Here is a 14,561-nt window from a genome sequence, read left to right as displayed (position 1 = left end):
CAAGGAGCATGAGCGGCATGAAGCTCTACGACGGTGGCAGGGCTCCAAATCCACGACGCGTGCGCATCTTCCTCGCCGAGAAGGGAATCGACGTGCCGTTGGTGCCGGTGGACATGGCCGCCTTGGAGCACCGCGGCGAAGCACTGACACGGCTGAATCCGTTGAAACGGCTCCCCATCTTGGAACTTGACGATGGAACGGTGATCACGGAATCCGTCGCGATCTGCCGCTACTTCGAGGAGCTTTCTCCCGAGCCTGCGCTTTTCGGCACCGGTGCACTTGGCCGTGCGCGAGTGGAAATGTGGCAAAGGCGGGTGGAGTTCGGGCTCCTTGGCACCGTTTCTGCAGCATTTCGCCATTTGCACCCGGCGATGCGGGAGTGGGAGGTTCCGCAGGTTTCCGAATGGGGAGAGGTGAACAAGAGAAAGGCACGGGAATTCCTGTGCCATCTCGACGGCCAACTCACCGAACATGCCTTTATTGCCGGAGAGGAATTCAGCATTGCCGATATCACGGCGCTGGTCGCCGTTCAGTTCCTGAAGCCTGCCCGCATCGCCATGCCGGAAGGGCTTACCAATGTCGCTCGCTGGTATGATAATGTGGCGACCCGCCCGAGCGCGACGGCCTGAGACTACCCTCCTATGACTGACACACTCGAGAACCTGCTCGATCAGATTCGAGCTTGCCGGCTGTGCAGGGACCAGCCCCAGGGTTTCCCCTTGCCGCACGAGCCCCGCCCCGTGGTTGTCGCATCACGAAACGCCCGCATCCTGATTGTTGGTCAGGCACCGGGAACACGGGTACACGCCTCTGGGCTGCCGTTTGCTGATCGTTCGGGCGATCGTCTGCGAGAATGGCTGGGCGTCGATCGCGCGCAATTCTACGATGCAGAGAAGTTTGCCATCATACCCATGGGGTTTTGCTTTCCGGGCTATGACAAACACGGATCGGACCTGCCACCGCGACGGGAATGCGCTCCAAAGTGGCGCGAACGCCTTTTGGCTGAGTTGCCGCAGATCGAGTTGATTTTGGCGGTAGGCCAATATGCTCAGGCTTGGCACTTGAGCGATCAGAGACGAGGGAGCATGACCGAGACCGTCCGCGATTGGCACGCAATTCTTGCATCATCCGCAAAGCCGCGGAAACTGCCTCTACCCCATCCCTCATGGCGCAATACAAGCTGGATCAAGAAAAACCCGTGGTTCGAGACGGAGCTTCTGCCCGCGTTGAGGAGAGAGATCGGAGCGCTGATCTGACGGGCAACCTTTCCCCAGGGGGAGAAAATTTTTCTTGTTTGCGGCAGGAGAATGCTCCATTTTAGGAAAAAATTTCTGCCGGAGTTTTTGATGGATCGCCTTGACCGAAAAATCCTGCGTTTGCTGCAGGAAAATGCCACTTTGGCTGTGGCCGATATTGCAAAGAAGGTAGGTCTCTCGACCACGCCTTGCTGGCGCCGCATCCAGAAGCTGGAGGAGGAGGGCGTGATCAGGAAGCGGGTTGCGGTCCTCGACCCGGTCAAGGTGAACGCGCGCGTCACTGTTTTCGTTTCGATCCGAACCAACGCGCATAGCCATGAGTGGCTTCGCCGGTTCTCGGAGGTCATCAAAGAATTTCCGGAGGTCGTCGAGTTCTACCGCATGAGCGGCGACGTAGACTACCTTCTCCGCGTCGTCGTACCGGACATCGCGGCTTATGATGCTTTTTACAAGAAGCTGATTTCGAAGATCGAGATCCGCGATGTCTCTTCGGCCTTCGCCATGGAGCAGATCAAATATACGACGGAACTGCCGCTCGACTACATCGTCCTAGACAAGGAACCCGCGAGCGCGGCCGTTTAAGGATATTGGCCCGAGCGGCGCTCGGGCGCTCTTTCTATCTTTCAAGGCGCGCGAGCAGCGAGGACGTGTCCCAGCGGCGCCCACCCATCTCCTGAACCTCCTTGTAGAACTGGTCGACGAGAGCCGTCACCGGCAATTTTGCGCCATTGCGATCCGCTTCGGAGAGGCAGATCTCCAGATCCTTACGCATCCAATCGACGGCGAAACCGAAGTCGTACTTGCCTTCATTCATCGTCTTGTGGCGGTTCTCCATCTGCCAGGAGCCGGCCGCGCCCTTCGAGATCACTGCGACCACCTGTTCGATATCAAGGCCGGCCCGCTTGCCGAAGTGAATGCCCTCCGCAAGACCCTGGACGAGGCCGGCTATGCAGATCTGGTTCACCATTTTGGTGAGCTGGCCTGCGCCAGAGGGACCCATCAGGCCAACCATGCGTGCATAGGATTCGATCACCGGCTTCGCCTTCTCGAAGATCCCGGCTTCGCCACCGCACATCACCGTAAGAACGCCGTTTTCCGCGCCCGCCTGGCCGCCTGAAACAGGTGCGTCTACGAACCAGAAGCCACGCTTTTGTGCTTCTTCCGCAAGCTCCCGTGCGACCTCCGCCGAAGCTGTGGTGTTATCGACGAAGATCGCTCCTTGCTTCATCGACTGAAATGCCCCATCGGGCCCAGTGGTCACGGAGCGCAAGTCCTCGTCGTTGCCTACACAGGCGAAGACGAAATCCTTGTCCTTGGCGACCTCTGCCGGCGTGCGCGCGAAGGCGCCGCCGTGTTCGGCCACCCACTTCTCCGCTTTTGGGGTCGTGCGGTTATAGACAGTCACGTCATGGCCGCCGCGGTTTTTCAGATGAGCCGCCATGGGATATCCCATCACGCCGAGCCCGATGAATGCAACTTTTGCCATTCGGCATTCCTCCTGTGCAGATTAGCGGCGCAAGTGCCGCGTCAGCCGTCCCTCGGCTCGGTCCGTCAGGATCCGCAGCAATTCGACCAGAACGAGATAGATGAGGGCGGCCCAGATATAAGTTTGGAAATCGAAGGTACGCGAGAAAGCGCGGCGCGTCTCTCCCATCAGGTCATACACCGTGATGATCGCAACGATGGCCGACCCCTTGATCATCAGGATGATTTCATTGCCGTAAGGACGGAGCGCCACAAGCATTGCTTGAGGCAGGATGATCTTCCGCAGGGTTTGCCAACGCGACAGCGCAAGTGCCGATGCGGCTTCCCATTGGCCCCGCCCAACGCTCTCGACCGCTCCCCGCAGGATCTCCGCCTGATAGGCAGCGGTGTTGAGGGTGAAAGCAAAAACCGCGCAAAACCAGGCATCGCGAAAGACGGTCCAAAGCCCGACGGCCTCCAGTTGCGGCCGAAAGGACCCCAGTCCGTAGTAGATAAGGAAGGTTTGGGCGAGGAGCGGCGTGCCGCGAAAGAAGTAGACATAACCATAGGCTAAGGCGGAAGTGACCCGGTTCCGAGAACGCCGGCCGATGGCAATTGGCACGGACAGAACCGCGCCGGCAATCACCGAGATCGCCACGAGCTTGATCGTGATCCAGAGGCCGGAAAGATAATTCGGGGCGTAGCGCGCCAAAAGCTCCGGATTCCATGACGCGATGAGAAAATAGAGGATCCCGACTCCCAGCAGCCCCCATAGCGACAGCAGCACAAAACCAGCGATGCGCGCGGTCGTCCAGCGCTTGACCGACGCAGGTGGCGGAAGATCGTCGAGATCTGCGGTACGGCTTATGCTCATCGCGTCGGTCCACTTGCGGACACGCGCCGCTCGATCGCTGAGAATGCAAAAGATGAGAGCACGGCAAGCCCCAGATAGAGGAGGCAGGCCAGTCCGAAGAACAGGAACGCTTCCTTGCTCACGCGCGCCGCAACGCCGGTCTGGCGGAGGATATCGGCAAGCCCGATCACTGAAACGAGCGAAGTTTCCTTGAGAAGGATCAGCCACAGGTTGGAGAGCCCCGGCAATGCCAGCCGGACCAGTTGCGGCAGGATGACGAGCCGCATGGTCTGCCAGCGCGAGAGCCCAACGGCATAGGCCCCCTCATATTGCCCTGCCGGAATGGCGCGGAAAGCCGACACGAACACTTCGCTAGCATAGGCAGAGAAGACGGCACCGAGCGCCACCATACCCGCGACGAACGCATTGATTTCAATGCCTGCGGAAACGCCGAACAAGCGCACGATCTGCTGTACCGCAATCTGCGCCCCATAGAAGACGAGGAAAAGCGTCAAGAGCTCCGGAAGACCGCGAAAGATCGTGGTATAGATATTGGCAGCGAGCCTGAGGCTCGGCTCTTCCGAAATCTTGCCCAGGGCGATCACAAAACCCGCGGCAAGGCCGAAGGGCAGGGTGGCAAGGGCAAGTGAAACGGTAACCAGCACCCCTCGTGCGATCTCGTCGCTCCACCCATCCGGGCCGAAACTGAGGAGGGTCAGAATGCCATCCATCTCCCGATCGCGCCCTTCATTCGCCCCCTATCGTGCCGATCAATTCCCGGCAAAAGAGTAATGTTCCCCGGCCGGCACCGCGGCTGCTGCCGCCTCGTACACCACTTATGTAAAGCGGCGGAATTTCTCCCGCCGCCGATATCCCGATCAGACTAAGGCTTTAACCACCATACGCGTCGAAATCAAAGTACTTGTCGTTGATTTCCCTGTACTTTCCGTTTTCACGAATGGCCTGGATCGCAGCGTTGAACTTTTCCCTCAGGTCATCCTCGCCCTTGCGGATGGCAATGCCGATCCCTTCGCCATAAATTTCCTCGACCGGCGTGAGCGTGCCCAGCACCTTGCAGCATTCTCCGTCCGGCGTTTTCAACCAGTCCTGCAGCACGATCACGTCGTCGATCACCGCGTCGAGGCGGCCGTTGACCATGTCGAGCTTGTATTCCTCGGCCGTGGGGTAGACCTTGATATCGCTGTCGGGGAAGGTTGCTTCCGCGAAATTCGCATGCGTTGTGGATCCCTGCGCGCCGATGGTCTTGCCGGCTAGATCCTCCTTGGTCACGCCGGCGATTTCCGAGTCCTTCGGCACGACGATCGCCGGCGGCGTGTTGTAGTACTTATTGGTGAAGTCGACTTGCTGCTTACGCTCGTCGGTGATCGACATGGAAGCGATGATGGCATCGAATTTGCCGGCCTGGAGTGCCGGAATCATGCCATCCCAGTCCTGGGTGACGAACTCGCATTCCGCATTCATCTGCTCACAGAGCGCCCGGGCGATGTCGACGTCGAAACCTTCGAGCTTTCCGTCAGCTGTGAGATAGTTGAAAGGCGGGTAGGCGCCCTCGGTGCCGATCTTGAGCTGCATCTTTTCCTGCGCCTGTGACACGCCGGCCGACAGCGCCAGGAGAGCGGCCGAAAGACCGAGTGCAATACGCCGTGTGATACGCATCATGTTCCTCTCTGTTCTTGATACCCGGCCTTCTTGTCAGACGCCGAGGCTTGGCGTGGATATTCCCACCCTTCGCAAAGGAAATGCAACCATAAAGCTTTGCTATTACGAGGACATTTAGCTCGCCTCAAGCTCCATCCGGCTTTGAATGAAGTCCGCGATGCCTGCTACGTCATCCAAGCTGAAGCAGGGGAGATCCGTTTCCACCGCATGATCGCTGGCGAGCGCGACGATGTTCGGGACGAGATCCGCAAGCGGCTTCTGATCCTTTGCCGCGAGCCTGCGGCATTCGATCTTGGGGTGCATTTCCTTCTTGAAACCTTCCACCAGGACCAGGTCTGCGGGAGAAAGCCGCGCAAGAAGGTCGGAAAGGAGAGGTTCATCTTCACCGCGCAATTCATGCATGAGAGCCCAGCGGCTGCTGGAAACAATCACCGTTTCCGTTGCACCGGCATGCCTGTGACGGAAGGAATCGGTACCGGGCTGGTCGATATCGAAGGAATGGTGGGCGTGTTTGACCGTCGATACCCTGTAGCCCCGGCGCACGAACTCTTCGGTGAGCCTAGCTGTGAGCGTCGTCTTCCCGGAGTTTTTCCAGCCAGTGATGCCGAATACTTTCATTTCTCTAGCGTTCCGGCCATTCGTTCCGCCATTTCCAGTTCGTCCATCGTGTTGATGTTGAAGAACGGATCCAAAGCAGCAATATCCGGAAAATCCACAATTGAGCACTGCTGATGCGTGCCCGCGTAGGCGCGCATGGACGAGGCGCCGTTTCGCTGCAGAAATGTCTCTAGATCGCCGTGCAGGCAAACGGGCCAGAGCGCGAATGTCGGGTGGATACGATCCCGCGAGCGGCTCTGCACGATCGCCCGGGAATTTAGGCGTTGCGAGAGACGCTCCACCAAATTCCTGGGAAAAAACGGCGTGTCGCAGGCGACTGTCGCCAGATATGCACACTCCTGATCGCGCGCCCAGCGAAGGCCCGCGAGAACGCCGCCAAGGGGCCCGAGATCACGCAGAGGATCCGGCAAAACAGGAAGACTGAAGGAGGCAAAACGCGTTGCATCACCATTCGCGTTCAGTGCCAGCGCATCGACCTGGGATGAAAACCGCTCGATCACATGCGCCAGAATTGGACGGCCGGCGACCAAGCACAGGGACTTGTCTCCTCCGCCCATGCGGGAGGAGGCACCGCCTGCCAGAATGACGCCCGCGATCCTGCCCATGCGCCGGTTCTTCAGAGGTCGCCCTTCGTCTTGGCAACTTGCATGACGTAAAGCGTCCCTGCAACGCCGAATATCGACGAGACGAACATGAGAATGAGCAGCGGATAGGGTCCCGTTTCCTGCGAGAGAAGCGCTCCGCCAAGCACTGACAAAGCCGCCCCTACACCGATCTGCAATGCGCCGCCAAGACCCGATGCCGAGCCTGCCAGATGGGGCCTGACGCTCACCACCCCCGCATTCGCGCTTGGAAGCGTGATGCCATTGCCCATCCCCAGGAAGAAGGTGGGGCCGAAGAAGGAAAGCGGATGATGGAAGCCTGCCAGGAACAAGGGGAGCGACAATCCCAGGCCCGCCGCAGCGATCACGTTCCCCAGAAGCATCATGCGATTGATGCCGATTGCGCGGGAATAGCGTCCGGAGATGAAGTTCCCCAACATGTATCCTAGAGAGACCACGCCGAAATAGAGCCCGTAGGCGGAAGGAGAAAGACCGAGAATCTCCGTGGCTACATATGGTCCGCCGCCAAGAAAGGCGAAGAACGCGCCCGTTGCGAAACCAGCCGTGATCACATAGCCCCAGAACCGATGGGAGCGGAACAGTTCGGGGTAAGCGCGGAACTGCGCGGTGATGTTCGGAGAACGGCGTGCATTCGTCTCGCCAAGATCGAGATAGGTCATGGCGAAAGCAAAGATCCCGAAGCCGAAAATGAAGACGAAGGTGGAACGCCAGCCATAGGCCTCGTCGAGGATACCGCCGAGGAGCGGTGCGATCATCGGCCCGAGCGTCATGCCCATGGTGATATAACCGATGCGGCTCGCAGCCTCGTCGGCACCCACCGTATCGCGTACGATCGCGCGAGACAGAACCAGCCCGGCGGCGGAGAACGCCTGCAGGACACGGCATGCAAGCAGCGCCTCGATGGTGGGTGCATAGACGGCTGCAATCGTTCCGACACAGAAGACCGCAAAGCTGACCAGCATTACCGGTCGGCGCCCGAACCGATCGGAGGCTGGTCCTATCCCGAGCTGCAACACTGCTGTCGCAGCGAGGTAGAGAGAGACAGTCAATTGCACCAATCCGTAATCCGCCGAAAAATGCTGAGCCATTCCGGGCAAGGAAGGCAGAAATATATTGGTGGCGGAGGAAGCCGTGGCCGCAACGGCAACTAGCGTCAGGATATGCGGGGGTGTTCTTTTATCAAGAAGGCGAGATATCATAGGCTACGACTGAGAAATGGACTTTGTTCCGAGCGGCTCGGCGGCCGGTTCCGGCGCGGTGCTTTCCGCAATGGGGCGGCCACGACCTGCAACACGCTCCCGGTAAAGGGCATAGAGGCCCGAGGCGACGACGAGAGCAGATCCCACGAGCATCAGGCCATCCGGGACCTCGCCGAAGATCAGATAACCGAGCAGGATCGCCCATAGGAGAGCCGTGTAACGAAAGGGAGCTACGAATGAGATGTCACCCTCCCGCATCGCTTTGATCACGAATAGATACCCCACCACGATAAACATGGCGGCCACAAACAGGAAAAGGAGCGGCACGGGCCCGACCGCGCTCCAGCCACCGGTGAAAGGCATCATAACCACTCCAGTGAGCGTCACGCCGGTTGATGTCGCGATGGACACCCAAACGGAAGGAATGTCCTCAGGTATCAGCCTCGTGGAAAGATCCCGGACGGCGCAGAACATTACGGTCGCAAGCGCGAGAAGCGACCAGCCGCTGAACCCCTCAAATCCAGGCCGGACGATAATAAGGACACCCAGGAAGCCCACCGTAATCGCGCTCCAGCGCCGCCAGCCGACCGGATCCGAAAAGAGCAGCGCAGCTCCCATGGTCACGGCCAGCGGCAGCGCCTGCAGCACGGCCGTGATATTGCCGATCGGCAGATGCAGCAGCGCGAAGACGAAGGTGGCCGCAGCCGCCATTTCGCAGACGACGCGGGTGAGAACTGCCTTATTGGCGAGAGTTCTGAGAGGAGGGAAAGTTCCAGCACGCAGCAGCAGAAGAGACAGCAACGCCGTTGCAATGACGCCCCGCAACAGGATTGCCTGCCCGATATTCATGACAGGCAAGACTGACTTCATAAGGGTGTCGTTGGTGGTGAAGCTGGACATCGCAACAGCAATATACAGCGCGCCACGCAGGTTCGCGTTGATGGGCACTTCGACTCCAAGATCGGATCCGTAAGCCCTGCTTATGACCGAAATCCGGGGGAAGGCAATCGGTCCAGCGCAGCAAAACGACTGTCAGCCGCCCGTAACGCTCATGTGACGCGAAACGGCCGGCCGGCGCGTCCGTCTGTCGATGACGAAATCATGCCCCTTCGGCTTGCGGGTAATCGCCTCGTCGATGGCTTGGGAGAGAAGTTCGTTTCCTTCCGATGCGCGCAAGGGGGCACGCAGGTCGGCGGCGTCTTCCTGGCCGAGGCACATATAGAGCGTGCCGGTGCAGGTGATGCGGACGCGGTTGCAGCTTTCGCAGAAATTGTGCGTCAGCGGCGTAATGAAGCCCAATCGGCCGCCTGTCTGGGCAACTTCGACATAGCGCGCCGGGCCCCCCGTCTTGTAGGGAATATCGGTCAGATCGAACTGACGTTCCAGGTTCGCGCGGAGTTCCGATAGAGGCAGATACTGGTCCGTACGGTCGACATCCACCTCACCGAGAGGCATGGTCTCGATCACAGTCATGTCCATGCCCCGCCCATGCGCCCAGCGCATGATTTCAGGTATTTCAAGTTCGTTGAACCCGCGCAGGGCCACGGTGTTGATCTTGATCTTGAGACCAGCCGCCAACGCGGCATCAATGCCGCGCATCACCTTATCAAGAACACCCCAGCGGGTGATGGCGTGGAACTTCACCGGGTCGAGCGTATCGAGCGAGACGTTGATCCGCCTGACGCCGCAATCCGCCAGTTCGGCGGCAAATCGCTCGAGCTGCGATCCATTGGTCGTCAATGTGAGCTCGTCCAACGTTCCCGCCTTGAGATGACGCGAAAGCTGGTGAACGAGATGCATGATGTTCTTGCGCACCAAAGGCTCGCCGCCGGTGAGACGCAAGCGCCGCACACCTTTTTCAATGAAGACGGTGCAGAGCCTGTCGAGTTCTTCCAAGCTCAGGAGATCCCTCTTGGGAAGGAAATGCATATCCTCCGCCATGCAGTACACACAGCGAAAGTCGCAGCGGTCCGTCACCGATACGCGCAAATAGGTGATTGCGCGCCCGAAAGGATCGATCATGCTGCTCCGGTCTTTCATTCTTTTCCTCTTCCTCCAGCCCATTTCGGGTCTGAAGCACCATCTTTCAAGTAAGGCTAGCACCTCAGGCTCTTTCGCTGCAATGATTTCAATCTGTTCTTTTCGCGCTGCGATTCGCTCACACGGAGTGTGGAGAAGCAAATGCGACCACCGGACGAACTGAGGGTTTCGAAGGACCGGAAGCTTCTTACGGTGAGCTTTTCGGGCGCCGAGCCGATGCCCATCAGCGCCGAGATGTTGCGCGTGCTGTCGCCTTCGGCGGAGGTGCAGGGCCATTCACCGGACCAGCGGGTGACGGTCTCCGGAAAGAAAGATGTGGAGATCACGCGCATCGAGCCCGTCGGAAACTATGCGGTTCGTATCGTGTTCAATGACGGTCATGAAACCGGGCTATACAGCTGGGCTTACCTGGCGAAGCTTGGCCACGAGCGCGAGCAGCTCTGGCAGAGTTATCTCCAGGAGCTTAACGAGAAAGGATTAAGCCGTGAGCCTTGAGACACTCGCTCGTTCGGACGTCATCGAAACGGTCGAGGAGTTGGAAACGCTTTATGGCAAGCCGGGGACAACCTCTCTGGTCAAGGAAATAGATCACATCATTCCAGCCTATGCAGCCTTCATAAAGGCCTCGCCATTCGTCACGCTAGCCACTGCAGGACCAGAAGGCCTCGACTGCTCGCCGCGCGGTGATCAGCCCGGCTTTGTGCGTATCCACGACGAACGCACCCTTCTGATGCCGGACCGGCATGGCAATAACCGGGCTGACTCGCTGAAGAACATCATCCGCGACGGGCGGGTAGGGCTGCTTTTCATGGTGCCGGGCTCGGGCACCACTTTGAGGGTGAATGGCCGCGCAAAGATATCGGTCAGTCTCGACCTACGCTCCTCTTTCACGGTCGAAGGGAAGGCGCCGCGTTCCGTTGTCGTGATCTCTATCGACAGCGTCTATTTCCAATGTGCCCGTGCGATCCACAGATCCCGACTCTGGGAAGATGCGGCAAAGGTGGACCCGAAGAGTCTGCCTTCGCCTGGTGCTATCCTCGATGAGCTTAGCCGGGGGGCGATAGACGGGAAGCACTATGATGAAGAATGGCCAAAACGCGCTGCAAGCACCATGTGGTAGCGGGCCTTAGTGACGCGCCCAAAAATGGCCCGCTATTCACAACGAGGTTAATTGTTCTTTACTATTTAGTTACAGAACGGAGCCATCGTGCGGTTTAAGGCTCCGCTGATCCAAGCCCAATTCAACCGCCGGCCGTCGTAGTCGTGCGTCTTTTGCAGGCCTGCGTAGGAGTCGATCTAGTGCTGTCACCCGGCGGGAGAAGACAAGTGACGAAGCGGGTTCTAGAACGTGGAATTTTGTCCGCCCTCGTATTGACGGCGGCCTTGTACTCCTCAACGCATCCGGCCGGGGCCGAGCGTTACCTGTTCGACATGCTGTTCAAGAACCGGACTCCGGATCGGACAGCGACTCAGCCCATGCGCGAAGACAGGCAGGAGAGGCGGAACGCGGCAACACCGGGTGCAAACGTAGCGCCCAAGCAGCCCGTCAGCAAACCGGCCGCGCAAATCTCGGCACCGAGCTTCTACACTTTCAAACCGGATCCGCTGATCAAAGTCGATTTTTCGAGGCTTTCCGAAGCGCTTTCAGACAAGCGGGGAAATGCCGACCCTCGCTTCCTCGCAGCATTGAACGGGCTCTCCGACTTTGACTTGCTTACAGAGAAGAGCATCGCCGAGGCGCTGGTCCAGCATTACAGCAACTCTCCCCGCTTCATTTGGGTGGATGACACCGGCCCGACCCAGCGGGCGGACGAAGTTCTGGATGTGTTGGGAAATGCCGATACGTTCGGCCTCTCCCATCTGGACTATGCCGTTCATGCGCCGATCGCCCTGAACTCGCAGGCAGCCGATTCCTCGTTGCGAAACGGCGCGCTGATCCGCTTCGAGATGATGCTTTCGGCACGCGCCTTACGCTATGCCCGCGATGCGAAGCTTGGCCGTCTCGACCCGAACAAACTGTCGGGCTATCACGACTTTACCCGCAAGCGCTTCGACGAGAAATTGGTGCTTCAAGTGCTGGCGGCGGCAGGGAAGCCTGCCACCTATCTCGAATCGCTGCATCCGAAAAACGAAGCCTTCGCGGCCCTGCGCACAGAACTGGACACGCTGCGCATGGAGGGCCGAGAAGAACAGGAGCAGGTCGCCATCGCGCCGGACATTCTAGTCCGTCCGGGGGCAAGCCATCCTGATTTTTCAAAGATCCTGCATGCCATAGACAACAATGCCGACGAGGAATTCAGGGCCAAGCACGGAGCCGTCCTGGCTGCGCATTTGGGAAGCGAAACCTATGCGGAAGATCTGGTTCCCGTCATCAAGACAGTCCAGAAGCAGCACAATCTCAACCCCGACGGCGTCGTTGGCTCACGTACCGTGAGAGCGTTGACCGGCGAGCCGAAGGCGAACCGCATCAGAAAAATATCGCTTGCTATGGAGCGGCTGCGGTGGCTGCCCTCATATTTCGAAAGCACGCGCGTGATGATCAACGTGCCGTCCTTCACCGCCAGCTATATAGCGGACGGCACTGAAAAGCTTTCCATGCGAACCGTGGTCGGCAAGCCAGCGAGCCAGACCTACTTTTTCCGTGACGAAATCGAATATGTGGAATTCAATCCCTACTGGGGCGTGCCGCGCTCGATCATCGTCAACGAGATGTTGCCGAAGCTTCGCCGTGATCCCGGTTATCTCGATCGCGCCGGATACGAGGTAATCGACCAGCGGGGGAGGCGGATTGCATCGTCTTCGATCAACTGGGCCGCCTATGGCTCCAACGTGCCCTTCGGCGTGCGCCAGCCTCCCGGTCCACGCAATGCGCTCGGACAGCTCAAGATCATGTTCCCCAACGCCCATGACATCTACATGCATGACACCCCTGAGAAATCGCTCTTTTCCCGCGACAGCCGGGCTTTCAGCCACGGCTGCGTGCGACTGGAGGATCCGCGTGCGATGGCTGCTGCCGTGCTGGGCATCTCAGAAGAGGAAGTCGCAGCCAACATAGAAAGAGGCCGCAACGCGCGCAGGAACGCGCCAGAGAAGATCCCGGTCTATGTCGGCTATTTCACTGCCTGGCCGGAAGCTTCGGGTCGCATCTCCTATCATTCCGACATTTACGAGCGTGACGCTCATCTGGAAAAGGCTCTGGAGGCGGTGGAGAATATCCGCTTGCTGGGATCCGGAACACTCCTAGTTGCGCCAGAAAGTGGGCGTGAGAAGCACGAAAACGGCAAGAATCTCCAGGCGGCCGAGCAGCATGCAGGCTGAAAGAACCCACAGGGCGTAATCACTCAAGGTCGAGAAATTGCCGGCAGGCCCGATTATCGGGCCTAGCCCCGGCCCGACATTGGTTACTGCCGTAAGCGATGCTGTAAGCGCCGTAACAATGTCGATATTGCCCGCCGCAAGCAGCACGCTACCGCCCACCCATACGGCAAAGAAAGCGATCATGAAAAGGACGACGGAGCGCTGCATCTCCTCGTCGATGATGCGGCTGCCATATCGGAGCGGCTGCACGGAGCGTCCGTAGATGAGCGTGCGCAGGCCGTTCTGCAGCATGCGTCCGAGCACGAAAAAGCGATAAGCCTTGATGGCTCCGGAGGTTGAGCCGGAGCATCCGCCGAGAAATGTCGCAAAGAAGACCATCATGACAGCGAACGGCTCCCAGAGCGTGTAATCCTCGCTCGCAAAACCCGTCGTGGTGATGATCGAGACAAGATTGAAGGCCGAGCTTGTCAGAGCCTCGCCAAACGGAACCTCGTTCACGACGCGCCGATGCACCGCCACCGCGATGACGATGACAGCGGTATAGGCAAGAAACAGGCGGATCTGCGGGTCGCGCAGGGCGTCCAGACGTCCGCGCACGACAAAGAGGATCAGGATCGAGAAGGGCAGGGCACCCAAGATCATGAAGATCGTCCCCACCCACAATACGGTCCAATTGTCTTCGAAATGTCCGAAAGAGGCATCGTGGGTCGAGAACCCTCCGGTGGCGAGCGTCGACATGGCGTGATTGATGGCATCGAAGGTGCTCATGCCTGCCATTGCATAAGCCAGGGCGCAGAGCACCGTTAGGATGACATAGATGGCGACGAGGGCACGCAGAAAGCTCGCCAACCGGTCGAATGGACGCTCCTCGATATCGGAGGATTCGATCTGGAAATACGAGAACCCGCCAACATTGAGAAGCGGCAGGAAAAAGAGGCCGAGGACGACCACACCCAGGCCGCCGACGCCGGTCAAAAGTGAGCGCCAAAGCAAGACACCGGGCGGCAGGTCGTCCAAGCCGACGATGACCGTCGAGCCGGTGGTGGTTATTGCCGATACCGATTCGAAGATCGCGCCGGCAAAGCTGATGTCGAGAGCGACATAGATCGGCAGCGCGCCCACGACGGCCAACGTCACCCACAGCACGACCACGACGAAGAATGCCAATCGGGTGGATCTTACCGGAGCGCGCCCGCGCGTTGCCGCGGCAACAGTCAGCGCTACTGCACCCGTGGCCAGGGCACAGAAAGTGAATATCTGCCAGTCGCTATGCCCGTAATAAAGATCAACCGCCGCGGGAATGAGCATCACCGCCGCGATATAGAGGGAAAAGACGGAGGCTACATAGGCGGCTGCCCGGACGACGATACCGTGCACTTGATTGGTTCCAGATTGATGCTTGGCGCCAGTCGATGGAATTCTCGCGGCTGGCGCCCACTCTTCCTTCTCGAGAATCGCAGGCGCAGGGTATGGCACGAAATTACGGGTGATAGGTACAGCCCAGAAGAAG

The 14,561-nt window shown here is 59.0% G+C and carries 16 protein-coding genes; 6 read left to right on the top strand and 10 right to left on the bottom strand.

The annotated features are described in order from the left end of the window. Positions 1 to 17: 17 nt before the first annotated feature. The 3 genes from CHEJ32_RS0118715 to CHEJ32_RS0118705 all read left to right on the top strand — a co-directional run bounded on the left by CHEJ32_RS0118715 (position 18) and on the right by CHEJ32_RS0118705 (position 1,838). Positions 18 to 629: a glutathione S-transferase family protein gene (locus tag CHEJ32_RS0118715; RefSeq protein WP_028035154.1), complete on the top strand. Its 612-nt coding sequence runs from the start codon at positions 18 to 20 to the stop codon at positions 627 to 629. A 12-nt stretch (positions 630 to 641) separates the two neighbouring features. Then, on the top strand, positions 642 to 1,256 hold the full coding sequence (locus tag CHEJ32_RS0118710) for a uracil-DNA glycosylase family protein (RefSeq protein WP_028035153.1): 615 nt from the start codon (positions 642 to 644) through the stop codon (positions 1,254 to 1,256). Positions 1,257 to 1,346: 90 nt separating this feature from the next. Beyond that, positions 1,347 to 1,838 carry an Lrp/AsnC family transcriptional regulator gene (locus tag CHEJ32_RS0118705; protein WP_028035152.1) on the top strand — a complete coding sequence of 164 codons (492 nt, stop codon included), beginning with the start codon at positions 1,347 to 1,349 and terminating at the stop codon, positions 1,836 to 1,838. 34 nt (positions 1,839 to 1,872) lie between these two features. Here the strand turns inward: CHEJ32_RS0118705 and CHEJ32_RS0118700 are convergent, their stop codons facing one another. From CHEJ32_RS0118700 to moaA, 9 genes are all read right to left on the bottom strand, one after another. Beyond that, on the bottom strand, positions 1,873 to 2,742 hold the full coding sequence (locus CHEJ32_RS0118700) for an NAD(P)-dependent oxidoreductase (RefSeq protein WP_028035151.1): 870 nt from the start codon (positions 2,740 to 2,742) through the stop codon (positions 1,873 to 1,875). Positions 2,743 to 2,763: 21 nt separating this feature from the next. Next, the gene (locus CHEJ32_RS0118695; RefSeq protein ID WP_028035150.1) at positions 2,764 to 3,594 is read right to left on the bottom strand and encodes an ABC transporter permease; all 831 of its coding nucleotides are present in this window, start codon (positions 3,592 to 3,594) and stop codon (positions 2,764 to 2,766) included. Continuing rightward, on the bottom strand, positions 3,591 to 4,304 hold the full coding sequence (locus CHEJ32_RS0118690; RefSeq protein WP_028035149.1) for an ABC transporter permease: 714 nt from the start codon (positions 4,302 to 4,304) through the stop codon (positions 3,591 to 3,593). The genes CHEJ32_RS0118695 and CHEJ32_RS0118690 overlap by 4 nt, the downstream gene beginning before the upstream one ends. A gap of 160 nt (positions 4,305 to 4,464) precedes the next feature. Further along, complete coding sequence (locus tag CHEJ32_RS0118685; protein ID WP_028035148.1) at positions 4,465 to 5,250, bottom strand: ABC transporter substrate-binding protein; 786 nt, start codon at positions 5,248 to 5,250, stop codon at positions 4,465 to 4,467. A 117-nt stretch (positions 5,251 to 5,367) separates the two neighbouring features. Beyond that, a complete protein-coding gene (mobB, locus tag CHEJ32_RS0118680; protein WP_028035147.1) occupies positions 5,368 to 5,871 on the bottom strand; it encodes a molybdopterin-guanine dinucleotide biosynthesis protein B in 504 nt (167 codons plus the stop codon). Continuing rightward, positions 5,868 to 6,476 carry a molybdenum cofactor guanylyltransferase MobA gene (gene mobA, locus CHEJ32_RS0118675; protein ID WP_028035146.1) on the bottom strand — a complete coding sequence of 203 codons (609 nt, stop codon included), beginning with the start codon at positions 6,474 to 6,476 and terminating at the stop codon, positions 5,868 to 5,870. The genes mobB and mobA overlap by 4 nt, the downstream gene beginning before the upstream one ends. An 11-nt stretch (positions 6,477 to 6,487) precedes the next feature. Continuing rightward, on the bottom strand, positions 6,488 to 7,693 hold the full coding sequence (locus CHEJ32_RS0118670; protein ID WP_028035145.1) for a multidrug effflux MFS transporter: 1,206 nt from the start codon (positions 7,691 to 7,693) through the stop codon (positions 6,488 to 6,490). 3 nt (positions 7,694 to 7,696) lie between these two features. After that, positions 7,697 to 8,641, bottom strand: coding sequence for a DMT family transporter (locus CHEJ32_RS0118665; protein WP_028035144.1), 945 nt, complete (start codon positions 8,639 to 8,641; stop codon positions 7,697 to 7,699). Between the two features lie 84 nt (positions 8,642 to 8,725). Further along, a complete protein-coding gene (gene moaA, locus CHEJ32_RS0118660) occupies positions 8,726 to 9,733 on the bottom strand; it encodes a GTP 3',8-cyclase MoaA (protein ID WP_028035143.1) in 1,008 nt (335 codons plus the stop codon). 141 nt (positions 9,734 to 9,874) lie between these two features. On the opposite strand from moaA, the gene CHEJ32_RS0118655 reads away from it, so the two are divergent. From CHEJ32_RS0118655 to CHEJ32_RS0118645, 3 genes are all read left to right on the top strand, one after another. After that, the gene (locus CHEJ32_RS0118655; RefSeq protein ID WP_028035142.1) at positions 9,875 to 10,228 is read left to right on the top strand and encodes a gamma-butyrobetaine hydroxylase-like domain-containing protein; all 354 of its coding nucleotides are present in this window, start codon (positions 9,875 to 9,877) and stop codon (positions 10,226 to 10,228) included. Then, complete coding sequence (locus tag CHEJ32_RS0118650) at positions 10,218 to 10,853, top strand: pyridoxamine 5'-phosphate oxidase family protein (protein ID WP_028035141.1); 636 nt, start codon at positions 10,218 to 10,220, stop codon at positions 10,851 to 10,853. The genes CHEJ32_RS0118655 and CHEJ32_RS0118650 overlap by 11 nt, the downstream gene beginning before the upstream one ends. 206 nt (positions 10,854 to 11,059) lie before the next feature. After that, on the top strand, positions 11,060 to 13,051 hold the full coding sequence (locus CHEJ32_RS0118645) for a murein L,D-transpeptidase (RefSeq protein ID WP_028035140.1): 1,992 nt from the start codon (positions 11,060 to 11,062) through the stop codon (positions 13,049 to 13,051). Here CHEJ32_RS0118645 and CHEJ32_RS0118640 read toward each other — a convergent pair. Further along, complete coding sequence (locus CHEJ32_RS0118640; RefSeq protein WP_028035139.1) at positions 12,974 to 14,428, bottom strand: TrkH family potassium uptake protein; 1,455 nt, start codon at positions 14,426 to 14,428, stop codon at positions 12,974 to 12,976. The two genes, CHEJ32_RS0118645 and CHEJ32_RS0118640, sit on opposite strands and share 78 nt — an antisense overlap. Between the last annotated feature and the right edge of the window lie 133 nt (positions 14,429 to 14,561).

Source organism: Chelativorans sp. J32 (assembly GCF_000518985.1).
Lineage (GTDB): Bacteria > Pseudomonadota > Alphaproteobacteria > Rhizobiales > Rhizobiaceae > Chelativorans.
This window is presented reverse-complemented; position numbering and strand designations above follow the sequence as displayed.

Coding starts and splice junctions, on each gene's coding strand:
- moaA (WP_028035143.1), bottom strand. CDS start 9,733: ATGAAAGACCGGAGCAGCATGATCGATCCTTTCGGGCGCGCAATCACC.
- CHEJ32_RS0118695 (WP_028035150.1), bottom strand. CDS start 3,594: ATGAGCATAAGCCGTACCGCAGATCTCGACGATCTTCCGCCACCTGCG.
- mobB (WP_028035147.1), bottom strand. CDS start 5,871: ATGAAAGTATTCGGCATCACTGGCTGGAAAAACTCCGGGAAGACGACG.
- CHEJ32_RS0118715 (WP_028035154.1), top strand. CDS start 18: ATGAAGCTCTACGACGGTGGCAGGGCTCCAAATCCACGACGCGTGCGC.
- CHEJ32_RS0118685 (WP_028035148.1), bottom strand. CDS start 5,250: ATGCGTATCACACGGCGTATTGCACTCGGTCTTTCGGCCGCTCTCCTG.
- CHEJ32_RS0118700 (WP_028035151.1), bottom strand. CDS start 2,742: ATGGCAAAAGTTGCATTCATCGGGCTCGGCGTGATGGGATATCCCATG.
- CHEJ32_RS0118710 (WP_028035153.1), top strand. CDS start 642: ATGACTGACACACTCGAGAACCTGCTCGATCAGATTCGAGCTTGCCGG.
- CHEJ32_RS0118705 (WP_028035152.1), top strand. CDS start 1,347: ATGGATCGCCTTGACCGAAAAATCCTGCGTTTGCTGCAGGAAAATGCC.
- CHEJ32_RS0118655 (WP_028035142.1), top strand. CDS start 9,875: ATGCGACCACCGGACGAACTGAGGGTTTCGAAGGACCGGAAGCTTCTT.
- CHEJ32_RS0118670 (WP_028035145.1), bottom strand. CDS start 7,693: ATGATATCTCGCCTTCTTGATAAAAGAACACCCCCGCATATCCTGACG.
- CHEJ32_RS0118690 (WP_028035149.1), bottom strand. CDS start 4,304: ATGGATGGCATTCTGACCCTCCTCAGTTTCGGCCCGGATGGGTGGAGC.
- mobA (WP_028035146.1), bottom strand. CDS start 6,476: ATGGGCAGGATCGCGGGCGTCATTCTGGCAGGCGGTGCCTCCTCCCGC.